The sequence below is a fragment of the Caulobacter hibisci genome (assembly GCF_016135805.1).
Classification (GTDB): Bacteria; Pseudomonadota; Alphaproteobacteria; order Caulobacterales; family Caulobacteraceae; genus Caulobacter; species Caulobacter hibisci.
This window is the reverse complement of record NZ_JADWOX010000004.1, coordinates 133,655-157,128: the sequence shown is the minus strand read 5'-3', so window position 1 is coordinate 157,128 and position 23,474 is coordinate 133,655. Positions and strand designations below refer to the sequence as shown.

Sequence of the window (23,474 nt, the reverse complement as noted above, 5' to 3'; positions counted from 1 at the left end):
GAGGGCTCACCGATTCAGCCGCGCCATCACGCCCAGGGCATCCGTGGTCGCCGCGCCGAACTTGGTGTTGTCGAACACGCACCAGGTGTCGGCCCCGCTGGCCTCGGTCCGCAGTCGTTCGGCCAAGCGGTCGAGAGCCTCCGGCGAATAGGCGCTCTCATAGATGACCGGCGCGCCGTGCCAACGGCGGTAGGCGAGGGCGGGCGAGCCGCCAGGCTCGGCCGCCTGCGGAACCAGGGCCGGATCGGCGGCGACCCGAGCGATCCCGAACGACGCCAGCAGCGCCTCCGGCTCGGCCGCGAACCAACCGGCATGGCGCGGTTCCAGCACGGTCGGCGCGTCGGTGCGCTCGCGCCAGTCGGCCAGGAACCTGTCCACCACGCCCGCCTCGAACCTCAGGCTGGGCGGCAGCTGGATCAGCAGCGGCCCGCGCTTGCCGCCCAGGCCGTCGGTCTCGTCGAGGAACCGCGCCACGAGGTCGCCGGCCCCGACCAGCCGCCGCTCGTGGGTAATCGTCCTCGGGACCTTCACCGCGAACCGGAACCGCTCCGGCGTGCTCGCCGCCCAGCGCTCATAGGTCTTGCGCTGATGCGGCCGATAGAAGGACGAGTTGATCTCGACGCAATCGAAGACGGCGGCGTAGCGCCCCAGGCCCGTGCCGTCCTTCGGGAAGGCCTCAAGCGCGCGCGGAAAGCTCCAGCCGGCCGTGCCGATGCGAATATCCATCCTGGGCCAGTGCGCGAAACGACCTTCCGTTCAAACCCCGCCTCAGGTGCGCGGCCGCCATTCCAGCACCCGCGCGCCCTCGACGCCGACCCGCCGGCACTGGGCCTTCAGCGGACAGGCCCCGCATCTCGGCGCGTCGTGCTGGCACAGCATCTGGCCCAGGCCGTGCTTCATCAGGCAGTGCAGCTCGAACAGGTCGTCGGCGGTCCAGCTGTCGGGAACCAGGGCCATCAAGCCGTGATAGCTGTGGGTCGGATCGCCAGAACCGACCAGGCCCAGCCGCTGGGCCGTGCGGTGCACATGGCTGTCGACCACGAGGTCACGCATCGCCAGGGTGCTGAAGTTGAGCACGCTGGCGGCCACCTTCTGGCCGACGCCGGGCAGGGCGCGCAGCTCGTGCCGGGCCTGTTCCACCGTCTGGTTGCGCAGGTGGCTCAGCGACAGCCAGCCGACCCGCGCCTCGACCATCCGCAAGGCTAGCGGCAGCCGCCGCGCCTTGTCCTCGGCATGGGTGACGTCGGCGATGAGCGCCAGCACCGTTTCCGGCTCGGCCCGCGCCAGGTCTTCCCAGGTCTGGAACTCCGATTGCAGTCGCAGGAACGCCGCCCACGACGTTGCATCCAGAGTCCGGTGGCTGATCGACGACTTCACCAGCTGCGACACCGGATCCATCCGCGCCTTGGGCCGCTGCGGACCGAAGGCCTCGAGCAAAGCGTCGCGCACGCCTTCGAGCGGCGAGCGGGCGAGGTTCAGGGAAAGCTGCATGGCGCGACCATCTGGAACATAATGCGAACATTATGCGCCGATCGCGCGGTTGTCCACAATCTAGCGCTGTCGCCGCGCCCGTCCCCACAGGGCGGTGACCCGCCGCCGCAGCCGCTGGAACGCCACCCGCACCGGCGTCGGCGCCTGGTCCGGGGCTGGACGCTCCTCGACCGGCACGGCGATGCCGGCGAAGCGGGCGATCAGGTCGCGCAAGTCGGGCTCCTGCACCGCGAGCGCCGCCTCGACCGGACACATCCATTTCAGGGTTCGCTGACCCTTCTCGGGCCAGGTCGCATGCTCTCCGGTCACCTTCAGCGGATAGACGTCCACCTTGACCAGCCGCGCCGCGCCGCTCTTCAGCCGCTTGAGATATTCGTACTCGCCGAAGGCCGCCTCGACGATCTTGCCGTCGAGGCCCGCCTCTTCATAGGCTTCCTGGGCGGCGGCCTGGTGGTCGGCCTTGTCCTTCATCGGCCAGCCCTTGGGGATCACCCAGCGGCGGGTCTCGCGCGACGAGACGAGCAGGATCTCCAGCCCGGCGCCGTCGCCGCGCCAGGGCAGGGCGGCGACCTGGCGACGCTTGCCGCCGCCCTTCGCGCCGCCAGTCTGCTTGACCGTCCCGTCCGTCACGTCATCCAGAACCCGAGATAGTAGAACAGCGCCGCCGTCAGGGCCGCCGCCGGAAGCGTCACGACCCAGGCCACGACGATGTTCTTGGCCACGCCCCAGCGCACCGCCGAGACTCGGCGCGAAGCGCCGACGCCGACAATAGCGCCCGTGATCGTGTGAGTCGTCGAGACAGGAACGCCGATATGCGTGGCGAGGAACAAAGTGATCGCTCCGCCGGTCTCCGCGCAGAAACCCTGCATAGGCGTGAGGCGGGTGATCTTGCTGCCCATGGTGTGGACGATGCGCCAGCCGCCGAACAAGGTCCCCAGGCCCATGGCCGTCTGACAGGCGATCACCACCCAGAACGGAATGTGTCCCGGAGCGTCTGTGGCCCCGTGGGCGAACAGCAGGGCGGCGATGATGCCCATGGTCTTCTGGGCGTCGTTGCCCCCGTGGCCCAGGCTGTACATCGCGGCCGAGACGAACTGCAGCTTGCGAAACACCCGGTCGGCGAAGAACGGCGAGCTCTTCAGGAACGTCCAGGAGACGATCAGCACCAGCACCAGCGCCAGCACGAAGCCGACCGTCGGCGACACCACGATGCCGGCCGCGGTCTTGCCCAGGCCCGCCCACTGGATGGCGGAGAGGCCCCCGACCTTGGCGATGGCCGCGCCGACCAGGCCGCCGATCAGGGCGTGCGAGCTCGACGACGGAATGCCCAGCCACCAGGTCAGCAGGTTCCAGCTGATCGCCCCCATCAGGGCGGCGAAGATCAGCCGGTCGCTGATGATGTGCGGATCGACGATCCCCGAGCCGACCATCTTGGCCACGTGCAGGCCGAAGAACAGGAAGGCGATGAAGTTGAAGAACGCCGCCCAGATCACCGCCCACTTCGCCGACAGCACGCGGGTGGAGACGATGGTGGCGATCGAGTTGGCCGCGTCGTGCAGGCCGTTCAGGAAGTCGAACGCCAGGGCGACGACGACCAGGAACACCAGGATGAGGAACGTGGGATCCACGGCGCGGGTCTCAGACCTGCTCGACGACGATGCCGCTGATGCGGTTGGCCACGTCCTCGAAGCGGTCGACCACCTTTTCCAGGTGGCTGTAGATGTCGATGCCGACGATGAAGGCCATCGGGTCGGCCTCGCGGTGGGCCAGGAACAGTTCCTTGCGGCCGATGTCGTACATCTGGTCGGCCTGTTCCTCGATCTGGGTGATCTTGACGGCCAGGTCGCTCAGGCGCTGGGCGTTGTGGCGCATCTTCGGCAGCAGCGACACGGCCTCGGCCGTCAGGTCGGCGGCCTGGACGATGATCTCCGCCATCGCCTTCATCTGCGGCTCGAAGCTCTTGACCTCGAACAGGCTGACCACCTTGGCGGTCTTGCGCATCTGGTCGATGGCGTCGTCCAGCGACGTCGTCAGGTCCTGGATGTCGCTGCGGTCGAAGGGCGTGATGAAGCTGCGGCGCACGGCCTGCATCACCTGGCGGGTGATCTCGTCGGCCTCTTCCTCATGCTGGTTCACCCGGTTGGTGGCCGCCTCGATGGTGTCGGCGCCGCTCATCAGGTCGCTCAGCGCCTTGGCGCCCGCCACCAGGGTCTGGGCGTGCTGGGCGAAAAGGTCGAAGAAGCGGTCTTCCTTGGGCATGATCGCCCGGAACAAACCCAGCATGTCGCTTCATCCTCTGTTCGAAGCGCGGTAACGAAAAACGCGGACGTCCGTATCGGGATCATCCGCGCCATTGGCCGGAGCGGAACCACGGAAGAGGGCGGCGTTCAAGTCCTTCTGTGAAAGTTTTGTGACAGTTCGAGCCTTGGCGAGCGCGGCGATCGCGAGGGGTATCGGTCGGCGGGCCATCCGCGGCGTGAAGGGTCGGCGCCGCGACATAGCGTCCCAAGCCGCCGCAAAGCCCTTGGTCGGCCCAAATCTGAACGATGTTCTTAACCTTGCCGGCTGATCCTCGAAGCCTGAATTCGGGGAGGCCAAGATGGGCGAACATGTCGAGACGCTGGTGATCGGGGCCGGGCCCGCCGGTCTGTCGGCCGCCCACGCCCTGGCCTGCGCCGGCCGCGCGGTCACCGTGATCGAAGCCGAAGCGATCGGCGGCGCGGCGCGCACCGTGCGCTTCGACAGCTTTTCCCTCGACATCTCCGGCCGCCGGCTGAGCTCGGCCGATCCGGCCATCCGCGCCTTCTGGACGGCCCTGCTGTCCGACGACGTTGTCGAGGCCCCCGGCGCCATGCGCCTGGCGGGGGAGGGCGCCGCGCGCGGCCGTCCCGGCGCCGCCATCGGGGCGCTGCTGAGCGCCAGGCTGCGCCCGATCGCCAATTCCAAGACCCTCGGCGAATGGCTGACCCGGCGCTTTGGTCGCCGCGTCGCCCGTCGACTGGGCGACTACGCCCACAAGCTGTGGGCCCTGCGCCCCGACGAGACCCCGGCCCAGCCGGCCTGTCCCAGCTTCCAGTCCGAAGCCGCTTGGCGTCCGCGCCTGGGCACGGGCCAGCTGTGGGACGCCTGCGCTCGCGCCATCCATGCCGCCGGCGGCGAGACGCGCCTTGGCCTGACAGCGACCAGCCTGCGTCGCGACCGCGCCAGCGGCGTCTGGACCGTGACCGCCGAACGCCAGGACGGCGTCGTCGAGATCCTCACCGCCGATCAGGTGATCTCGACCATGCCGCTGCGCGAGCTGATGGGCGCGCTGTCGCCCACGCCGATCAGCCTGTTCCACGCCTGCGAGCTGATGTACCGCGACCAGGTCACGGTGGCCTTCGCCGCCGCGCCGGGCCGCCGCCGCGCGCCCGCCCTGGCCGAGATCCACGACCCGGCCATCAAGGCCGCCCGCGCCCGCGCGCTGGAAGAGGGCGCCCTGGCGCTCGACTACTACTGCTTCGAAGGCGACGCCCTGTGGACCGCCGATGACGCGTCCCTCGTGGCGCAGGCCGTCGCCGAGGCCCAGCGCCTGGGCCTGGTTGCGCCGGGCTCGATCCGCGACGCCCAGGTGGTGCGCCAGCGCAAGGTCCACCCGATCCACGACGAGGCCTGCGACGAGCACCTGAAGATGATCGGCCTGGACCTGCGCCTGCACTTTTCCGGCCTGCACCTGGCCGGCCGCGCCGGAACCCATGGCGACAGCGCCGAGGACCAATCCATCCGCACCGGCCTCACCGCCGCCGCCGCCGTCCTGGCCCGCGTCACCGCCCCGGTCCGCGTCGCGGCTTAGGTTGGTTTGACCCTCTCCCAAAGGGAGAGGGAGGGGCCTAGGCGAAGCCTGGGAGGGTGAGGGGTTACGCCGCCAACCGGCGTGCCGGCACGGCGTCTAAAACCCCACCGTCCAAGCCAACAAATTCCCGCCTCCCCCGCCCTCGTGGCGAGCCGGCGACCGCTCAAACCTCGACCGTCCTGCCAAGGTCTGAGCAGCGGAACGATGGATCCTGGGCACAAAGCCCAGGAAGGCGAACTTTGGGTGTGGTTGACGGGGATAGAGCCCCGTCGATCCCCGTCGCACGTCAGCCGAACCCCAGCGAAATCAACGCCCTGCAACTTTCTCACCCGAACTTATCAGACGCACTCAAATCCCCCGCACAATAGACCCCGTCCCGTCGCAGGGAGAGGGCGCAAGGATCCGGCCCGAAGCGTGCGACGGCGATGCGATCGAGCGGGGCCGCCGGAGCTGCGTGAGCAGGGCCGGGCCAGGCTTAAATGAGGATGGGGGACGTAAACCCATCCATCGGGAGGCTGCCGACATTGGCCTTCCGCCCGTCCGAGGGTCCGCGCCGCATGCACGCCTGGCCGCCAAGAAACGGGGCGCATTGCATGGGGAAGGGGCACAGGGCGGAAGAGGCCCGCGCGCCCCGGCCTGAGGTTCAACGATCGCGCGGGGCGTCAGAGCTTCGTCGAAACGGTATTCAAACTCACACATCCGGGCGATGCCCGGACGCCCCGCGCCCTCTCCAATCAACTCAGCGGTTTTCCGCGTGAGCGCGAAAGCGCGTGTTCAGCGACAAGGAACCTCCCCCCGTGGGGAGGCGGCCGAAGGCCGGTGGGGGGACGTTCTCAGCTTCCGAGGCGTCGGCAGATCTCGCACCAACTCCCCCCTCCGATTGCTGCGCGATCGCCTCCCCCACAGGGGGAGGTTCCTCGCTACCGGCCGCCACCTTCTCCCGCAAGGGGAGAAGGGTTCACTCCAGCCGCCCAGCCCCCGCTTGATACCGTTCCCAACGTGGAGAAATCAGGCCACATGCTTGACAACGTTGTCACGTTCGGGGCGACTACGCCGTCCCGCGAAGACGGACAGGGGAGTGAAAACAGATGGCAGGCATGGCTGGCGCGACGCCGACGACGGGCGGCGCAAGCGGTAAGGGGGCGGCGCTGCTGCCCTTCGTGATTCTTCTCTTCTTCGCCTGGGGCTTCTCGACCTGCCTGGTCGACCTGGTGGCGCCGGCGCTGAAGTCGCTGTTCTCGCTGTCTAACTTCGAAGCCGGCCTGACCCAGTTCGCCTTCTTCATCGGCTATGCCGTCGTCTCGCTGCCGGCGAGCTTCCTGCTGGCCAAGGTCGGCTATCTGCGCACCGTCGTCGTCGGCCTGCTGGTCATGATGGTCGGCTGCCTGATGTTCGCCCCCGCCGCCAACGCCGGCGTCTATGGCGGCTTCCTGGCCGCCCTGTTCGTGCTGGCCTCGGGCATCACCATCCTGCAGGTCGCCGCCAATCCGCTGGTCGCCATCCTCGGCAAGAGCGAGACGGCCTCGGCCCGCCTGACCTTCGCCCAGTTCCTGAACTCGGTCGGCACCTTCCTGGCGCCCTTCGTCGGCTCGGCCCTGATCCTCAGCCACATCGAGAAGGCGCCGGACGCGGCCACCCTGTCGGCCGCCGAGCTGACCGCCCTGCGCCACACCCAGGCCCACGCCGTCCAGACCCCTTACCTGATCATCGCCGGCGTGCTGCTGGCCCTGGCCTTGCTGTTCTGGCTGCTGCGCAAGAACAGCGCCGCCCCGCAGGCTGAAAAGGCCGTCGGCGTCGGCGAGATGCTGGGCATGCTGAAGTACAAGCGCCTGGCCTTCGCCGTGCTCTGCATCTTCGTCTATGTCGGCGCCGAGGTGGCGATCGGCACCTACATGACCACTTACCTGACCCAGTCCGACACCCTGGGCCTGACCCTGACCAAGGCCGGCAGCATGGTCGCCTGGTACTGGGGCGGCGCCACCATCGGCCGGTTCTTCGGCTCGTTCATTCTGGCCAAGGTGTCGCCGGGCAAGGTGCTGACCGTCGCCTCGCTGGCGGCCATCGTGCTGATCCTGGTCTCGGCCTTCAGCGTCGGCCCGCAGGCCGGCTATGCTCTGATCGCCATCGGCTTCTTCAACTCGATCATGTTCCCGACCATCTTCACCCTCGGCATCGAGGGCATGGGCCACCGCACGCCGCAGGCCTCGGGCCTGCTGTGCATGGCCATCGTCGGCGGCGCCCTGATCCCGCCGGCCACCGGCTTCCTGGGCGACCATTTCGGCCTGGGCCTGGCCTTCCTGCTGCCGGCCGCCTGCTACCTGGTCATCGCCGCCTTCGGCTGGTCGGCCCGCAAGCCGGCCCCGGCGCTGTTCGTCCAGGACGATCTGGCCGCAGCGCCGGCCGAGTGATCTAAAACTGGCCGGGCTTCCACCCGTCCGGACCTGCAAGGAAGCGGCGGGGCGTCCAGCGCTCCGCCGTTTTCGCGTCCAGGGCGTGAGCGCTGGGCTCCCGCGCCGCCGGGTTCGCCCCACGTCCGGTCGAGGCGTATTCGGCGTAGTAGGCCGTCTTGAAGGTCTCGGTCTTGCCCGGCGTCCATTCCCGCCAGCCCTTGGGCTGCACATCAGCGTCGATCCGGGTGCGCAGGAACACCACCGTCGCGTAGGGCCGCCAGGCCCGGCCCAGCCACAGCTCGCCCACCTTCGGGTCGGCGGTGATGGTGCAGCGGTCGAAGACGTAGCCGCTGTCCTGGTCGGGTGCGTCCTTGCTCTGGGCGGTGATCATCACCGTAGCGTTGGCGACGCCGTGGATCGTGCAGCGGTCGAACACCGCCTTGCTGTCGCCGAAGATGAAGTCCACGTGGCCCTCGACGTAGCAGTCTCGGAAGTACTGCCGGCTCGGCGGCCTGCCCTTGCGGCTGGCGGCGTACAGCGTGTCCTGCGCGCCCAGGAGGCGCACCTTGTAGAGCTGGGCCCGGTCGCCCATCAGCGCCAGGGCCACGGCCTGGGAGGGCTGGGCGCTATTCAGGTGATAGTCGTTCTGGATGGTCAGGTTGCGGGCCAGGAAATCGTCGCCCGACACCGTCACCGAGGCGGATTTCAGCGTCCCGCCGACGGTGGCCGAGGCGTCGCCCCAGACCAGCACCACGTCCTGCGGACGCTTGCCCTTGCCGACCAGGCGCACGCCGTTGCGGGCAATGGCCAGCTTCTCGCGATAGGTCCCCGGCGCGATGTCGATCTCGCCGCCGGCGTCGGGCAGGGCGTCGATGGCGGCCTGCAGCGTGCGGTGATCGGCCTTGCCTTCGACGGCCACCGTCAGGCGCAAGGGCGCCGCGCCCGTCAATGCGGTCAGGGCCGTGGCCGCCAGGGCCAAGCGCCTGGCGAAGCTGGAGATCGTCATGGCCGTATCCTCCCGGCGCGTTTTCGCCAGGGATATGACACCGGTAGACAATTGGCCAGCATGATCACGCGACGTCGGCTATCCGACGGATAATATTGAGAGATGTTCGCAAGGAACATCGGTGTTGGCGGAAGGGTTTGAGGTCCGGTCGGGGAACTTAAGATCACTCAGGGAGACGCACCATGGCCGCAGCCGCCAAGTCCACCTCGAAAGCCAAGACCAAGTCCGCTTCCGCCCGTCGCACGCGTCGCACCGGCCGTCGCGATCCGCTGGCCATCCGCCTGCTGAAGGCCGATCACCGCGAGGTCGAGGCCATGTTCGACGAGTACGAGCAGCTCGAGAAGGACGCCGAGAAGGTGGCCCTCTTCAACAAGATCGCCCTGGCGCTGAAGGTCCACACCCAGATCGAGGAGGAGATCCTCTATCCGGAGAGCCGCGGCGAGGTCGAGGACGACCTGCTCGACGAGGCCTATGTCGAGCACGACGGCGCCAAGAAGCTGATCGCCGAAATCGAGGCGATGACGCCCAGCGAGGAATTCTACGACGCCAAGGTCAAGGTGCTCGGCGAGTATATCAAGCACCACGTCAAGGAAGAGGAGCAGCCCGGCGGCGTGTTCGCCCAGGCCAAGAAGGGCGACGAGGACCTCGAAGCGATGGGCGAGCGGATGGAAGCCCGCAAGGCTGAACTGATGGCCGAACTGGGCGGCGACAAGACCCACTGATGCGTGAGCTCATGGCCGGCCTCGCTCGGGCCGGCCATGGCCACGAGCACGCCAGACAAAGAAAACGCCCCCGGTCGTCGACCGGGGGCGTCTTGGGTTCTTTCGATGTCCTGGTCGGGATTACAAAGCCCGTCGACCGGCCAGCAGGTGGTAGATGGCCAGCACGATCACCGCGCCGACGGTCGCCACCAGCAGGCTGTAGAGGTTGAAGCCCGAGACGCCCGAAGCGCCGAACTGGTTGAACACGAAACCGCCGACCAGGGCGCCGACGATGCCGAGCACCAGATCCACGAGCAGACTGCCGCCGCTGCGGCTTACGAGCTTGCTGGCGATGAAGCCGGCCACAAGACCCAGAACGATCCAGGCGAGAATGGACATGAGCGCCTCCTGAACATTGACTGGCGCGCAGCAGCGCGTCCGATGCAGAGGAAAGGCGCTGAGCAAGACTTCGTTCCGACACGAACGCGTGTCAGGGCCGCGAAGACGGGAGGCCGGCGGCGCGAAGCTTGCGAAAGGCTCAGCGCTTGCCGATACGGGCCTGGATCACCGCCAGCAGCTTTTCGGCCGGCGCGCGGCCAAGGACGATGAACAGGGCCGAGCCGATGATCGCGCCGATCAGGAAGGAGGTGCTCATGGCGGCTCCGGGAAAGCGACTGAGGGGAGGAAGCATCGTCAGACTAAGGCGCCCAGCATCTTGTTGACCATGTGACACGCCGCCGCCGCGGCGCTTTGATGGCCCTGCGCAAGCCCTTGCAGCTTGGCTGGCGCCGGATCGCACAAAAACTGGTTCGACCGCGCGCCTCATATGCGCGAGCAGGAAAATTCCAGAGTTTCGGGCCTTCGGTGCGAGCCGTGGCCCGGCATCCGGTGCTTTATGAGTTTTGGGGCGGCTTCGGCCGGCCCTTATGAGCAGGAACCGACCCATGGCGCAGGCGACCGCCCCCTCCAGCCGCTTCATCAGCGGCTTCGGCGTCCAGGTGCTGGTCGGCATGGTCGCGGGCCTGGCCTTGGGCCTGCTGGCCCGCCGCCTCGGCGTCGAGGAAGGCCAGGCCGGCCACGCCCTGGCCGAGACCCTGCATCAGGTCGGCGCGATCTTCATCCAGCTGCTGCGCGTGCTGGTGCCGCCGCTGGTCTTCACCGCCATCGTCGCCAGCATCGCCAACCTGCGCGAACTGCAGAACGCCGCCCGCCTGGTCTGGAAGACCCTGCTGTGGTTCGCGATCACTGCCCTGATCGCTGTTGCCATCGGCATCGCTCTCGGCGTGACCCTGCAACCCGGCGCCCATGCCGCGCTCGACGCGGCGACCGCCGCCGCCCCGCGCACCAACGGCTCGTGGCTCGACTTCCTGACCGGCTTGGTGCCGTCCAACATCCTGGGCCTCAACGCCTCGACCAAGGTCGGCGAGGTTGGGGCCTCGACCTCGCTGTCGTTCAACGTGCTGCAGATCCTGGTGATCTCGCTGGCCACCGGCATCGCCGCCCTGCGGGTCGGCCAGGCCGGCGAGGGCTTCCTGGCCTTCAACGCCTCGGCCCTGGCGGTCGTGCGCAAGGTGCTGGGCTGGGTGATCCGCCTGACCCCGATCGGCACGGTCGGCCTGCTCGGCAACGCCGTGGCGCAGTACGGTTGGACGACCCTGGGCCAGCTCGGCGCCTTCACCGGCGCGATCTATCTGGGCCTCGGGCTGGTGCTGTTCGTGGTCTATCCGATCCTGCTGACGGCGCACGGTCTCAATCCGCTGAAGTTCTTCGCCAGCGCCTGGCCGGCCATCCAGCTGGCCTTCGTCTCTCGTTCGTCGATCGGCACTCTGCCGGTGACCGAGACGGTGACCGAAGCGGGCCTGGGCGTGCCGCGCGCCTATGCCGCCTTTGCCGTGCCGCTGGGCGCGACCACCAAGATGGACGGCTGCGCGGCCATCTATCCGGCCCTGTCGGCGATCTTCATCGCCCAGTTCTACCACCTGCCGCTGGGCGTGGCCGACTACGCCCTGATCGTCGCCGTCTCGGTGCTGGGCTCGGCCGCCACGGCCGGCCTGACCGGCGCGACGGTGATGCTGACCCTGACCCTGTCGACCCTGGGCCTGCCGCTGGAAGGCGCGGGCCTACTGCTGGCCATCGACCCGATCCTGGACATGGGCCGCACCGCCGTGAACGTCGCCGGCCAGGCCCTGGTGCCGACCCTGGTGGCCAAGCAGGAAGGCATTCTCGATCAGGCAGCCTACGACGCTGCCGCGGGCGTCGCTCCGGAAGGCGCTGTCACGCAGTCCTGACCAGTTCCGGCCGCGCCCGCAGCCGGGTGGCGTCGCGCAGCGGCGGGGCGCCGAACAGCCGGGCGTATTCGCGGCTGAACTGCGAGGGGCTGTCGTAGCCGACATTGTGCCCGGCCGTGGCTGCATCCAGGCCCTGGGCCAGGATCAGCCGCCGCGCTTCCTGAAGGCGCAACTGCTTCTGGTACTGCAGCGGGCTCATGGCCGTGACCGCCTTGAAATGCTGGTGCAGGGCCGACGCGCTCATCCGCGCCTCGGCCGCCAGGGTCTCCATCCGGAACGGCTGGTGATAGTTGGTCCGCAGCCACAGGATGGCCCGCGAAACCTGGCCCAACCGGCTTTCGCAGGCGGCGATCTCGCGCAGCCGCGGCCCCTGGTCGGTGCGCAGCAGGCGATAGAGGATCTCGCGCTGGATCAGCGGCGCCAGCACCGGAATGTCGGCCGGCGTCTCCAGCAGCCGCACCAGCCGCACGGTGGCGTCGAACAGTTCCGGCGAGGTCGGGCTGAGCGACAGGCCGGGCGCGGGGGCGTTGCGCACCGGGCCGGGGTCGATCTCGAGGATCAATTCGTTGAGGCGTCGCGGGTCGATGTCGAGCCGCACGCACAGATAGGGCTCATCGGGGCTGGCCTCGATCACCTGGCCGACCACGGGCACGTCGACCGACACGACCAGGAAACGCGCGTGGTCGTAGATGAACACCTCTTCGCCCAGCATGACCTGCTTGCGGCCCTGGGCGATGATGCAGACGGCGGCCTCGTGCACGCCATGGACCGGCTGGCTGGGCTCGGACATCCGCGCCAGCCATAGGCCCGGGATGACGGTGGGGTGCACGCCGTCCGACGAAACGGATCGTTCAATCGCCTCGGCCAGGGCCGGGTGGCGAGGGCGGTCGACGGGCGTCGACGCTGGAGAGGTTTGCATGAAACGAATTTAGCGCGCTTGCACGCGAAGGCCAATGGCGGCGAGCGCGGTTACGCAGGATCGTGCAAGAAATCCGGGCGATCATGCGCCCAGAGGCTTCTGCAATGCGCGATCAGGGGTGCAGGATGAGCGATCGCGGGGTCGCCTCGAAGCGCGACAGCCGGCCCAGATAGCTCATGCCCAGCAGCGAGGTTTCCAGGCCGCTTTCGATCACCAGGGCGTCGACATTGGTCACCCGGGCGCCGGCGATCGACACGCTGGCCAGCTTCACTGACGCCGCGCGGGTGCGGCCGTCGGCGGTGACGACGTCGTATTCGTAGTTCAGCTTGGCGACGTCGATGCCCAGGCGCTGGGCGTCGGTCTTGCTGAGCGAGACGGCGGTGGCGCCAGTATCGACGAGGAAGCGCACGGCGCGGCCATCGACCTTGGCCTCGGCCCAGAAGTGGCCGTCGGGCCCCTTGGTCAACTGCGCGGCGCCGGCGTCGCCCAGCGTGGCGGCCGCCGCGGAGGCGGGGCCCGGCTGAACCGATTGGCGCAGCGTGCTGTCCAGCGACGTCACGGCCTTGGCCGCGCCAACCGCCGACAACGCACCGACAATCGCAATCGCCGTGAACTTGAGCATCGAAAGCACCCCGCCTCGAAGGCTTTGCGGCCGTTTCTACGACCCTTACTCGCACAGTAGCGGTGAAGGCGTTTTCAAGCGGTAAATCGGGATGCGAATTTACTTGGTTAACAAAACACCATCGCCGCGACGAGTTAAATCGTCGTAATATTCTCAGCTCAATATGTAATAAAGTTCATGTATTGGATTTAACTTCAGAACCGCGCCTCGAAGGCTCATGTTCATCGTCGTTGAAGCGACGCTTCGGGAACAACCTTGATGCAAAGCCTTGCGATGCTTTCAAGAACCTGGGGATGCTTCAGCCGCGCGACCCCGTCTGGGCGGCCATCAGGCTTTCCATCGGGTCGGGACGATGGGGCAGGGCGGCCATGATCGCCGCGCGCTCTTCGTCGCTGTAGCGCGACCAGCCGGCGATCTCCTGCAGGGTCCGCCGGCAACCGAGGCAAAACCCGCTGGCGCCGTCCACCGCGCACACCTTTACGCAAGGCGTGACGATCGGACGGGGAGGGCGGTTCTCGGAAGTCATGACTGAATGTCGCCGCCCGAGGCGTCGCGCGCAAGCCGCTCGACGCGCCGGGGTCGCGCGACCTGACCGCAAACCATTGGGGACTAGAACCATGCGCACCACCGTCATCCTGCTCGCCGCCGCCTCGCTCGCCGCCGTCGCGGCTCCGGCCCTGGCCGCCGATCGCCTGAACGACGCCCAGTTCGTCCGCGCCAACCGCTGCCTGGGCCTGACCGAGGCCAAGGCCCTGGGCGAGGCCGACACCGCCGCGCTCAAGTCGCTGATCAAGATCCAGCGCCAGGGACGCCACATCTCCACCGATGAACGCGCGGACAACGCCCGCACGGACGCCAAGCGCCAGGCCACCCGCGCCGAGGGCGACGCCAAGGCCGCCCTGATCGATGAGCGTGACGGCGCCTGCAAGTCGCTGACGCAAAGCTGATTCCCGCAGGCTGATTTCTTCGCATCGCGCCAACAATCTGGCGCGATGCGCTTGCATCGGACGCGGACGGGTTTAAGTCCGCGCCCATGACCGCTTCCACCGCCGCTTCGCCCTTCGCCGACATCCGCCGCCTGGCCGCCGACCTGCCAGCGCCCGGCGTCTTCGTAGCGCCGGCCGAGGGCGGCCGGCTGGCCGAGATCTCGGCCTGGCTGACGGCCTGGACCGGCCGCAACCCGCCGTCTGTGAACCGGCCGGTGATCGCCCTCTATGCCGGCGCCCGCCAAGGCGTGGGTCCGCGCGGCTATGCCCGCGACCGACTGGAAGCCGTCGCCTCCGGCGGCGCGACCGTCTGCCGTCTGGCCGGCGCCCAGGGCGCGGGCCTGGAGGCCTTCGATCTCGCCATCGACCGCCCGACGCCCGACGCGCGCCAGAAGGCCTCGATGAGCGAAAAGGAATGCGCGGCCACCATGGCTTTCGGCATGGAAGCCCTGGCCAAGCAGCCCGACTTGCTGATCCCCGGCGTCATCGCCGCCGAGGCCCACCGCGACGCCGCGGCCATCGCCCTGGCCCTGTACGGCGGCGAGGCTTCGGACTGGACCGATGCGGCTGAAGACGTTTCCGCCGCCGTCGAACGCGCGCGCGGCGAGGGCGACCTTTCCGATCCTCTGGAAGTCCTGCGCCAGCTGGGCGGCCGCGAGACCGCCGCCGTCGCCGGCGCGATCCTGGCGGCCCGCGTCCAGAAGATCCCGGTCCTGCTCGACGGCTATGCGGCGACCGCCGCCGCAGCCGTGCTGCACGCCATCGATCCCGACCTGATCGCCCACGCCGTCGCCGCCCATGTCGGCGGCCCAGGTCATGCCCGCCTGCTGGAAAAGCTCGGCAAGTCGCCGCTGCTGGCCCTGGAGATCGAGGGCGAAGAAGGCGTCGGCGGCGCTTCGGCTCTCACCCTGGTGCGACTGGCCTGCGAGGTTAGGTAAGCGCCTTTTCGGCCTGGATAGGTAAACCGCGTTTACGTTGACCCAAGCGTCATCTTTCCAAACGCTCGTTTGGCTCCTATCATCCTCCCGAAACAACAAGAGGCCGCCCCAGTCGGCCATGTTCGGGAGCCCGCCATGAACCTCGACTTTTCGCCTGAAGACCTGGCCTTCCGCGACGAGGTTCGCGCCTTCATCGCGGAGAATTACCCGGAGGGCCTGCGCGCTCGCCAGGAAGAGGGCGAGGAGATGGCCAAGGAGGACTTCCTCTCCTGGCACCGCACCCTGGCCAAGAAGGGCTGGGTCGCCCCGGCCTGGCCGGAAAAGTACGGCGGCCCCGGCTGGACCTCGGTGCAGCGCTACATCTGGTCGGAAGAGACCGCCCGCGCCGACTGCGTGCCGATCCTGCCGTTCGGCATCAACATGGTCGGCCCGGTGATCTACACCTTCGCCACGCCCGAGCAGAAGGAGCGCTTCCTGCCGCCGACCCTGTCGGGCGAGATCTGGTGGGCCCAGGGCTACAGCGAGCCGGGCGCGGGTTCCGACCTGGCCAGCCTGAAGACCAAGGCCGAGCGCTTCACCGGCGACGACGGCAAGGAATACTACCTGGTCAACGGCCAGAAGACCTGGACCACCCTGGCCCAGCACGGCGACTGGATCTTCTGCCTGGTCCGCACCGACCCGACCGCCAAGATCCAGGAAGGCATCTCGTTCCTCCTGATCGACATGAAGTCGCCCGGCGTGACCGTGCGCCCGATCATCACCCTGGGCGGCGAGCACGAGGTCAACGAGGTCTGGCTCGAGAACGTCAAGGTGCCGGTTGAGAACCGCATCTTCGACGAGAACAAGGGCTGGACCTGCGCCAAGTTCCTGCTGGCGCACGAGCGCTCCGGCATCGCTGGCGTCGCCCGCTCCAAGCGCGGCATCGAACGCATCCGCCAGATCGCCTCGATCGAGCTGTCGGACGACGGCGACGCCCTGATCCAGGACCCGATGTTCAAGCGCAAGATCGCCGAACTGGAGATCGACCTGACGGCGCTGGAATATACCGAACTGCGCACCCTGGCCGGCGAGGCCGCGGGCAAGGGTCCGGGTCCGGAATCCAGCGTGCTCAAGATCAAGGGTACGGAAATCCAGCAACGGATCACCGAACTGGCCCTGGAGGCCGCCGGCCATTATGGCGCGCCTTACTTCCGCGGCTTCCCGAAGGACGGCGACAACGCCCATCCGATCGGCCCCGACTTCGCCCACCGCGCCGCCCCGACCTATTTCAACGTCCGCAAGACCTCGATCTATGGCGGCTCCAACGAGATTCAGCGCAACATCATCGCCAAGATGGTGCTCGGGCTCTGATGTCTTTCCCTCCCCGGAAACGGGGAGGGGCTTCGCAATTCGATCAACGACGCTCCTGGCAGGCCCGGCGGAACGCGGCCTCGGAGCTTTAAGAACAAGGGACTTCAGGGATGGATTTCAACTTCACCGAAGAGCAGTCGATGGTCCGCGACACGGTCGCGAGCTTCCTGCAGGACAAGTATGACTTCGAGACCCGTCGCAAGATCGTCGGTTCCGACAGCGGCTGGCGCGCCGACTACTGGCAGGCCTTCGCCGAGGAGCTGGGCATCCTGGGCGCTTCGTTCAGCGAAGAGCTGGGCGGCCTGGGCGGTGGCGCGATCGACAACATGATCATCATGGAAGAGTTCGGCAAAGCGCTGGTCATCGAGCCCTATCTGGGCACGGTCGTGATCGGCGGCGGCTTCCTCAAGCACTCCGGCCACGCCAATGCCGCCACGGTAATCGAAGGAATCGTGGCCGGAACCACGACCATCGCCTTTGCCTATGCCGAGCCGCAGGGCCGCTACACCTGGAGCGACCTGAAGACGACCGCCAAGAAGGACGGTTCGGGCTGGGTCCTGAACGGCCACAAGGCCGTGGTGGTCGGCGCGCCGTTCGCCAGCCACCTGATCGTCACCGCCCGCACCGGCGGAAGCCAGCGCGAGGCCTCGGGCGTGTCGGTGTTCCTGATCGACAAGAGCCTGCCGGGCGTCGTAACCCGCGACTACCCGACCGTCGATGGCGGCCGCGCCTCGGAAGTCTATTTCGAGAACGTTTCGATTCCCGCCGACGCCCTGATCGGCCATGAAGGCGGCGGCCTGCCGCTGGTTGAGAAGGTGATCGACGAGGCCACCGCCGCCAGCCTGGCCGAGGGCGTGGGCGTGCTGCGCAAGCTGCACGAGGGCACGCTGGACTACGCCAAGCAACGCAAGCAGTTCGGCCGCGCCATCGCCGACTTCCAGGTGCTGCAGCACCGCATGGTCGACATGTTCATCGAGCTCGAGCAGTCGGTGTCGATGACCTACATGGCCACCATCAAGCTCGACGAGAGCGACGCCGAGCGCGCCAAGGCCGTCTCGGCCGCCAAGGTTCGCATCGGCCGGGCCCTCAAGTTCGTCGGCCAGAACGCCATCCAGATCCATGGCGGCATGGGCATGACCGACGAGCTGGCCATAGGCCACTACTTCAAGCGCGGCACGATCATCGAGGGGCTGTTCGGCTCGGTCGACCATCACCTGCGCCGCTATGAAGGCCTGTCGTTCGGCGCGGCGGCCTGACGCCACCTACGGCACGACGCGGTTTTCCCGAGGAGACCGCCTGCGTCATGCCGACGCGGGCGGCCTTTTTGCTGAAGCCGCCATTTTCACCGCCCCGTCGGGCAGGGTGCGACCGTTCAACGCAGCAGAACACCCGATTGACTGCACGGTGAATGTGATGCTCCGCCCCGAAGCCCTTCAAGGTCTCTCCCCGGAAAAGCTGGCCGACACGCTGGAGGCCATGGACTCCAGCGCCCGCCTGCTGCTCGACCAGGCCCGCGAGGCCAAGGCGCGCGCCGACAAGCTGGAAACCGCCCTGTCGCTGCTGGTCGGCGTGGTCGCCAACGACCCGGGCCTCGAGGAAAACTACGCCCTGCAACGGATCGCGGGCCAGTTGCGCCTGTGCGCCGACCTGCCGGAACTGGCCGCCGAACTAGTCGGCTGCGAGGCCGACCGCATCGAACCGGTCATGCTGCGGGCCGCGGCCAACATCATCGCCGCCGCCGGCAAGCCGGACGCCGTGAGCCAAGCCGTCACCCACGAAATGGCCGACCGAGAAGGCGCGACTTTGCACTAATCATTCGTCGGCGGATAATATTCGCAGGCATGGATAAGGGGCCCGCCCGCTGCTTTTCCGCATACGGATATCATCCGAACCCGGAATATTTTGCTTGTCATGGGCGAGCTCTGGCGCATGCTCGCCCGTGACGCGCTGACGACTAGGAGGGTGCGAGCCCCTGTAAGCCGCGCGCGTCTCTTTCTGGCTGGGCCGGTCTGCCGACCGGTCCCGTAACAAGTGGAGCGCCCTCCGGTGCTCCGGGCTGGTCAAGGAGACGCCGCCATGAATGTGACGAAGATGAACCACGCCATGCTGTCCTTCGCCCTGATGGGCGGGATGCTGGTCGGGCCCCGGTCCGGAACCTCCAAGCCGCCCCAGCGGCCCTCCAAGACCTCGGACAGGAAGTAGCGCTTACAGCGTCATCCCAAGAAAAACGCCATCCCGGCCGAACCGGGATGGCGTGAAATTCGACGGTGTCGAAGACGCTTACGGCTTGGCGGCCGTGTTGCAGTCGTCGATGCCGGCGGCGTCGAGCGCCTCGCCGCGCCAGGTGAAGGCCGACACGGCCCCCAGTTCGGCGACGATCTTGCGGCAGCTGCGGCCGGCCGGCATGGCCTTGACCGCCGGCGCCTTGCAGACCGTGCCGGTGCAGCGCCACATGGCGCCGTCCTGAATGACCTCGGCCTTGGCCGGCGGCGCCTTCAGCACGAGCATGGCGCCTTCCGAAGTCGCGGCCTGGGCCGCGCCGACAAGCGAAGCTGCGGCGAAACCGCCGAGCAGAAGCATACGCATGGACATCTCCTATCCCCGCGTCCTAGTTGTAGGTGGACGCTGATCACATTGTTCGTTGTGATTGAAAACTAAGTCAACCGGCGAACGTCGATCTCGTGGTCGCGATCGACGTCCAACCCCCAGGCCAGCAAGGCCGGCGTGACGTCGGCGGCGTCGACGACCGACACCCAGGCGTTGGCCAGAGCCGGAGGCGTCAGGCCGCGCTCGATCGTGTGGTGAAGCAGGGCGAACAGCGGGTCCCAGAAGCCTTCCGGGTTGTGGAAGACGATCGGCTTGCGGTGCAGGTCCAGGCGCCGCCAGGACAGCAGCTCGATGATCTCCTCCAGGGTGCCGATGCCGCCGGGCAGCACGACGAAGGCGTCCGAGCGCTCGAACATCAGCATCTTGCGTTCGTGCATCGAGGTAACGATCACCGTCTCGACGTCGTCGAAGGGCTGCTCGCGGCCGCGCAGGAATTCCGGGATGATGCCCAGCACCTTGCCCCCGGCCTCGTGCGCGCCACGGGCGGCCGCGCCCATCAGGCCGACGCCGCCGCCGCCATAGACCAGCTTCAGCCCGGCCCGCGCGAAGTCGCCGCCGATGTCGTAGGCGGCCTGCAGATAGCTCGGATCGGCCGCGTTGGAAGAGCCGCAATAGACGCAGACCGATCCCAGGCGGCTAGACAGGTCGGGCATCGTCGTCCACTCCAGCAAAAGAAAAGGCGCGGCTCCCGTCGGGAACGGCGCGCCATCGTGTTTCAGGCGTCGGTCGTAGCGATCGGCGCCAGGATTTGGAAGGCGCATGATCGGGATTCGCGAGGCTGGTTTCAAGGCATGGCCCCTGGCCCTGGCCGTCGTTGCGACCCTGGCCGGCTGCGGCGACGCCGGCCGGCGCAATTGGGGCCAGGAAGCGCCGGCGGCCCAACCGGCGCGCGACCCGGAAGCGGCCTATCTGGCGGCGCCCAAGGTGGTCACCGCCGCGATCCAGGCCGGCGGCCTGGCCCTGTCCGGCTCGGCTGCTCCCGGCGCTTCCGTTCGCTTGGGCTCGCCCACCGGCCAGGCGGTCAGCGTCGAGGCTGACGCCGCGGGCCTGTGGCGCGTCGTCGTGCCCGGCGCGGCAGAGCCTCGGCTGTTTGGCCTGTCGATGACCCGCGAGGGACGCACCGTCCAGGCCGAGGGCTACCTGTTCGTCGCCCCCGAAGGCTCGGTCGCCCTGCTGCGGGCCGGAGGCGGTTCGGAGCCGCTGTCGGGACCGTCCGATTCTCCGCGCGTCCTGGCCATCGACTATGACCGCGAGGGCGGCGCGGTGATTTCCGGCGTCGGCCGGCCCGGCGCCGGCTTCGGCGTCCGTGTCGATCGCGCCACCCAGGCCGAGGGCAAGGTCGACGCCCAGGGACGCTTCAGCCTGTCGCTGACCCAGCCGCTGGGCGCGGGCTCGCACACCGTGCAGGTGGCGGGGGAGGGCGGCGAGCATCTCGTGCGCCTGGACGTGTCGCCGCCGCCGGCCCTGACCGCCGGCCCCTTGCGCGCCGCGCCTTTCGAGGGCGGCTGGCGAGCCGACTGGATGACGCCGGGGGGCGGCCTGCAGACCACGATGCTGTTCGCGCCCGGAGCGGCCTCGTGAGGGGTTTCTCATCGGCGGGCCGCGACCAGGCCCGGACCGCGCCGGAGCCCGTGAAGCCGGTATCCGGCTGGGCCGCCCTGGCCGAGCTCCTGCGCCTGGTCCTGCGCTCCAAGGCCCCGGGCCTGACCTGGCGCCTGATCGCCGCCCTGACCCTGACCTTCGTCGGCAAGGCCCTGGGTGTAGCCGCGCCGCTGCTGCTGGGCGCGGCCGTCAACCGGCTGACCGCCGGACAGGGCGCGGCGACGCAGGTGACCTTGTCGTTCGGCGCCTTGGCGCTCGGCTGGGCCGGCGTGCGCTTCATCGCCGCCGCTGCGCCCCAGGCCCGTGACGCGGTGTTCACGCCCGTCGCCCAGGCCGCCCAGAACCGGGCGGCGACCGAGACCTTCGCCCACGCCCTGTCGCTGTCGATCGACTTCCACCAGACGAAACGTACGGGCGCTCTGTCGCGGACCATCGACCGCGGGGCGCGGGCCATGGACTTCCTGATCCGGGGCCTGGTGTTCAACATCGCCCCGACCCTGGTCGAGCTGGTTCTGGCGGCCGCCGTGCTGGCCCGGGCCTATGACTGGCGGTTCGCGGCGACGGCGATCGTCACCGTCGTGATCTACGGCGTGCTGACCTTCTCGATCTCCAACTGGCGGATCGGCCATCGCCGCGAGCTGAACGAGGCCGACGCGGAAGCCGCCGGCCGCGCCGTCGACGCCCTGCTGAACTACGAGACCGTCAAGACCTTCGGGGCCGAGGCTCGGGCCGTCGGCGCCTATGAGCAGGCCCTGACGACCTATGGCGCAGCGCAGATCAAGGCGACCAACTCGCTGTCGCTGCTCAACGTCGTCCAGTCGCTGATCATGAGCCTGGGCCTGGCGGTGATGGCCGTGCTGGCCGGCTCGGAGGCCGCTGCCGGCCGCATCGGGCCTGGCGACATCACCGCCGTGGTGCTGATCCTGGTCAATCTGTACCAGCCGCTGAACTTCCTGGGCTTTGCCTATCGCGAGATCCGCCAGTCGTTCATCGACATGGAATCGATGATGGAGCTGCGCCAGCACAGCGGCGACGTGGTCGATGCGCCCGACGCCCTCGACCTGCCCCCGACCGGCGACCGGCGCGGCGGGGCGGTGACCTTCGAAGGCGTCTCGTTCCGTCACGGCGCGCGTTCGGACGGCCTGGCGGAGGTAAGTTTCGCGGCCCAGCCCGGCCAGACCGTGGCCATCGTCGGCCCGTCGGGCGCCGGCAAGACCACGCTGGTGCGCCTGGCCCTGCGGATGATCGACCCGCAGGCCGGCCGGGTGACGCTGGACGGCCATGACCTGAAGGCCCTGACCCAGGCCTCGCTGCGGCGGGCGGTGGCGCTGGTGCCGCAGGACGTGGCTCTGTTCAACGACACGATCGCGGCCAACATCGCCTTCGGTCGTCCCGATGCGACCGAGGACGAGGTCTGGGGCGCCGCGCGGTGGGCGGAACTTGGCGACTTCATCGGCAATCTGCCGGAAGGCATGGCCACCAAGGTCGGCGAGCGGGGCCTGAAGCTGTCGGGCGGCGAGCGCCAGCGGGTGGGCATCGCCCGGGCGCTGCTGGCCGATCCGCGCGTGCTGATCCTCGACGAGGCCACCAGCGCCCTGGACAGCCGCACCGAGGCGGCGATCCAGGCGACGCTGCGCAAGGCCCGGGAAGGGCGCACGACCCTGGTCGTGGCCCACCGGCTGTCGACCATCGCCGACGCCGACGAGATCATCGTCCTGCGCCGGGGCAAGGTGGTCGAGCGCGGTCCGCACGCGGCCCTGCTGGCGGCGGACGGCGAGTACGCGGCCCTGTGGCGTCGCCAGACGCGCGGCAAGGTCGCGACGGCTTAGTCGATCGGCTATATCGGCGCTTCGCAACACCAGGAGGCCCCCTTGCGCTATCTGCACACCATGGTCCGCGTGAGGGATCTCGACGCCTCGCTGCGCTTCTACTGCGAAGGCCTGGGCCTTCAGGAAATGTACCGGATGGAGAACGACAAGGGCCGGTTCACCCTGGTCTTCCTCGCCGCGCCGGAGGACGTGGAACTGGCCAGGGAGCGCAAGGCGCCGCTGGTCGAGCTGACCTTCAACTGGGACCCGGAAGACTATCAGGGCGGCCGCAACTTCGGTCACCTGGCCTACCGGGTCGACGACATCTACGAGACCTGCCAGCGGCTGGCCGACCTGGGCGTGGTCATCAACCGTCCGCCGCGCGACGGTCACATGGCCTTCGTCCGCTCGCCCGACGGCATCTCGGTGGAGCTGCTGCAGGACGGCAGCCTGCCGCCCGCCGAGCCCTGGGCCTCGATGCCCAACACCGGCGCCTGGTAGACGCGAAAAAGGCCCGCCAGATCGGCGGGCCTTTTTCACTGGGTCAGCCCCGCGCGCCGAACCGGGCGGCGCGGGCGGCGGTGGAGCGCAGGTCCGAGAAGCTGGCGGCGATCAGCGGATAGTCTTCGGGCAGGCCCCACTTGGCGCGATATTCCTCTTCCGAGAGCCCCAGGCTGTTGAGGTGGCGCTTCAGCGAGCGGTACCGCCGGCCGTTCTCGAAGCTGACGATGGCGTCGTCGCTGACGCTGGCGGCGATCGCCTCGGGGCTGGGGCGCTCGACCGGCGCGGCGGGCGTCGAGAGCACGGCCTCCAGCGCCGCATAGGTGCGGGCCGCGAGGTCCGGCAGGTCGTCGGCCGAGACGGCGTTGTGGTTCAGGTAAGCGCAAAGCACTTGAGCCGCCATGTCGGCGGCGCGTTCCTGGGCCTTGTTCAT

26 protein-coding genes are annotated in these 23,474 nt (G+C 68.6%); 13 read left to right on the top strand and 13 right to left on the bottom strand.

The window, feature by feature from the left end:
* Positions 1-6 precede the first annotated feature (6 nt).
* From I4Q42_RS08440 to I4Q42_RS08420, 5 genes are read right to left on the bottom strand one after another with little or no spacing between them, the layout of a single operon-like run.
* Positions 7-726 carry a DUF72 domain-containing protein gene (locus I4Q42_RS08440; protein WP_198575626.1) on the bottom strand — a complete coding sequence of 240 codons (720 nt, stop codon included), beginning with the start codon at positions 724-726 and terminating at the stop codon, positions 7-9.
* Positions 727-768: 42 nt separating this feature from the next.
* Positions 769-1,491, bottom strand: a complete 723-nt coding sequence (locus tag I4Q42_RS08435; RefSeq protein ID WP_198575625.1) for an endonuclease III domain-containing protein — start codon at positions 1,489-1,491, stop codon at positions 769-771.
* 60 nt (positions 1,492-1,551) lie between these two features.
* Positions 1,552-2,121, bottom strand: a complete 570-nt coding sequence (locus I4Q42_RS08430) for an NUDIX hydrolase (RefSeq protein WP_198575624.1) — start codon at positions 2,119-2,121, stop codon at positions 1,552-1,554.
* On the bottom strand, positions 2,118-3,119 hold the full coding sequence (locus tag I4Q42_RS08425) for an inorganic phosphate transporter (protein WP_198575623.1): 1,002 nt from the start codon (positions 3,117-3,119) through the stop codon (positions 2,118-2,120). Before I4Q42_RS08425 ends, I4Q42_RS08430 begins: the two co-directional genes overlap by 4 nt.
* Positions 3,120-3,129: 10 nt before the next feature.
* The gene (locus tag I4Q42_RS08420; protein WP_198575622.1) at positions 3,130-3,774 is read right to left on the bottom strand and encodes a DUF47 domain-containing protein; all 645 of its coding nucleotides are present in this window, start codon (positions 3,772-3,774) and stop codon (positions 3,130-3,132) included.
* 316 nt (positions 3,775-4,090) lie between these two features.
* On the opposite strand from I4Q42_RS08420, the gene I4Q42_RS08415 reads away from it, so the two are divergent.
* A complete protein-coding gene (locus I4Q42_RS08415) occupies positions 4,091-5,323 on the top strand; it encodes an FAD-dependent oxidoreductase (protein WP_198575621.1) in 1,233 nt (410 codons plus the stop codon).
* Positions 5,324-6,411: 1,088 nt separating this feature from the next.
* Positions 6,412-7,731, top strand: coding sequence for a sugar MFS transporter (locus I4Q42_RS08410; protein WP_198575620.1), 1,320 nt, complete (start codon positions 6,412-6,414; stop codon positions 7,729-7,731).
* A gap of 1 nt (position 7,732) precedes the next feature.
* Here I4Q42_RS08410 and I4Q42_RS08405 read toward each other — a convergent pair whose 3' ends face one another.
* Positions 7,733-8,719 carry a pectinesterase family protein gene (locus I4Q42_RS08405; RefSeq protein WP_198575619.1) on the bottom strand — a complete coding sequence of 329 codons (987 nt, stop codon included), beginning with the start codon at positions 8,717-8,719 and terminating at the stop codon, positions 7,733-7,735.
* A 182-nt stretch (positions 8,720-8,901) separates the two neighbouring features.
* Here I4Q42_RS08405 and I4Q42_RS08400 point away from each other — a divergent pair, with 182 nt between their 5' ends.
* Entirely contained in the window at positions 8,902-9,441 is a 540-nt protein-coding gene (locus tag I4Q42_RS08400; RefSeq protein ID WP_198575618.1) for a hemerythrin domain-containing protein, read from the top strand.
* Positions 9,442-9,561: 120 nt separating this feature from the next.
* Here I4Q42_RS08400 and I4Q42_RS08395 read toward each other — a convergent pair whose 3' ends face one another.
* Positions 9,562-9,819, bottom strand: a complete 258-nt coding sequence (locus I4Q42_RS08395) for a GlsB/YeaQ/YmgE family stress response membrane protein (protein WP_101713103.1) — start codon at positions 9,817-9,819, stop codon at positions 9,562-9,564.
* 545 nt (positions 9,820-10,364) lie between these two features.
* On the opposite strand from I4Q42_RS08395, the gene I4Q42_RS08390 reads away from it, so the two are divergent.
* The gene (locus I4Q42_RS08390) at positions 10,365-11,708 is read left to right on the top strand and encodes a dicarboxylate/amino acid:cation symporter (protein ID WP_198575617.1); all 1,344 of its coding nucleotides are present in this window, start codon (positions 10,365-10,367) and stop codon (positions 11,706-11,708) included.
* Here the strand turns inward: I4Q42_RS08390 and I4Q42_RS08385 are convergent.
* From I4Q42_RS08385 to I4Q42_RS08375, 3 genes are all read right to left on the bottom strand, one after another.
* Positions 11,695-12,627, bottom strand: a complete 933-nt coding sequence (locus I4Q42_RS08385; RefSeq protein ID WP_198575616.1) for an AraC family transcriptional regulator — start codon at positions 12,625-12,627, stop codon at positions 11,695-11,697. The genes I4Q42_RS08390 and I4Q42_RS08385 overlap by 14 nt on opposite strands.
* Before the next feature lie 112 nt (positions 12,628-12,739).
* Positions 12,740-13,258, bottom strand: a complete 519-nt coding sequence (locus tag I4Q42_RS08380; protein ID WP_198575615.1) for a TIGR02281 family clan AA aspartic protease — start codon at positions 13,256-13,258, stop codon at positions 12,740-12,742.
* A 289-nt stretch (positions 13,259-13,547) separates the two neighbouring features.
* Positions 13,548-13,775 carry a DUF1289 domain-containing protein gene (locus I4Q42_RS08375; RefSeq protein WP_198575614.1) on the bottom strand — a complete coding sequence of 76 codons (228 nt, stop codon included), beginning with the start codon at positions 13,773-13,775 and terminating at the stop codon, positions 13,548-13,550.
* A 91-nt stretch (positions 13,776-13,866) separates the two neighbouring features.
* Between I4Q42_RS08375 and I4Q42_RS08370 the strand changes: the two genes are divergently transcribed.
* From I4Q42_RS08370 to I4Q42_RS08345, 6 genes are all read left to right on the top strand, one after another.
* The gene (locus I4Q42_RS08370) at positions 13,867-14,196 is read left to right on the top strand and encodes a hypothetical protein (RefSeq protein WP_198575613.1); all 330 of its coding nucleotides are present in this window, start codon (positions 13,867-13,869) and stop codon (positions 14,194-14,196) included.
* An 86-nt stretch (positions 14,197-14,282) separates the two neighbouring features.
* Positions 14,283-15,173: a nicotinate-nucleotide--dimethylbenzimidazole phosphoribosyltransferase gene (locus I4Q42_RS08365; RefSeq protein ID WP_198575612.1), complete on the top strand. Its 891-nt coding sequence runs from the start codon at positions 14,283-14,285 to the stop codon at positions 15,171-15,173.
* A 135-nt stretch (positions 15,174-15,308) separates the two neighbouring features.
* Complete coding sequence (locus I4Q42_RS08360; RefSeq protein ID WP_198575611.1) at positions 15,309-16,523, top strand: acyl-CoA dehydrogenase family protein; 1,215 nt, start codon at positions 15,309-15,311, stop codon at positions 16,521-16,523.
* Between the two features lie 110 nt (positions 16,524-16,633).
* Complete coding sequence (locus tag I4Q42_RS08355; RefSeq protein WP_198575610.1) at positions 16,634-17,779, top strand: acyl-CoA dehydrogenase family protein; 1,146 nt, start codon at positions 16,634-16,636, stop codon at positions 17,777-17,779.
* A 157-nt stretch (positions 17,780-17,936) separates the two neighbouring features.
* Positions 17,937-18,335 (top strand): hypothetical protein, encoded by a 399-nt coding sequence (locus I4Q42_RS08350; RefSeq protein WP_198575609.1) that lies wholly within the window; start codon positions 17,937-17,939, stop codon positions 18,333-18,335.
* 264 nt (positions 18,336-18,599) lie between these two features.
* Positions 18,600-18,725, top strand: coding sequence for a hypothetical protein (locus I4Q42_RS08345; protein ID WP_198575608.1), 126 nt, complete (start codon positions 18,600-18,602; stop codon positions 18,723-18,725).
* A gap of 78 nt (positions 18,726-18,803) precedes the next feature.
* Here I4Q42_RS08345 and I4Q42_RS08340 read toward each other — a convergent pair whose 3' ends face one another.
* Positions 18,804-19,109 (bottom strand): CC_3452 family protein, encoded by a 306-nt coding sequence (locus tag I4Q42_RS08340; RefSeq protein WP_198575607.1) that lies wholly within the window; start codon positions 19,107-19,109, stop codon positions 18,804-18,806.
* Positions 19,110-19,177: 68 nt separating this feature from the next.
* Positions 19,178-19,783, bottom strand: a complete 606-nt coding sequence (locus tag I4Q42_RS08335) for a TIGR00730 family Rossman fold protein (protein WP_198575606.1) — start codon at positions 19,781-19,783, stop codon at positions 19,178-19,180.
* 106 nt (positions 19,784-19,889) lie between these two features.
* Between I4Q42_RS08335 and I4Q42_RS08330 the strand changes: the two genes are divergently transcribed.
* The 3 genes from I4Q42_RS08330 to I4Q42_RS08320 are packed head-to-tail and all read left to right on the top strand — an operon-like array spanning position 19,890 to position 23,041.
* Positions 19,890-20,711: a hypothetical protein gene (locus I4Q42_RS08330; RefSeq protein ID WP_198575605.1), complete on the top strand. Its 822-nt coding sequence runs from the start codon at positions 19,890-19,892 to the stop codon at positions 20,709-20,711.
* Positions 20,712-20,761: 50 nt separating this feature from the next.
* Entirely contained in the window at positions 20,762-22,561 is a 1,800-nt protein-coding gene (locus I4Q42_RS08325; RefSeq protein ID WP_408611060.1) for an ABCB family ABC transporter ATP-binding protein/permease, read from the top strand.
* Positions 22,562-22,603: 42 nt separating this feature from the next.
* A complete protein-coding gene (locus I4Q42_RS08320; protein WP_198575604.1) occupies positions 22,604-23,041 on the top strand; it encodes a VOC family protein in 438 nt (145 codons plus the stop codon).
* A 43-nt stretch (positions 23,042-23,084) separates the two neighbouring features.
* Here I4Q42_RS08320 and I4Q42_RS08315 read toward each other — a convergent pair whose 3' ends face one another.
* Positions 23,085-23,474 carry a MucR family transcriptional regulator gene (locus I4Q42_RS08315; protein ID WP_198575603.1) on the bottom strand — a complete coding sequence of 130 codons (390 nt, stop codon included), beginning with the start codon at positions 23,472-23,474 and terminating at the stop codon, positions 23,085-23,087.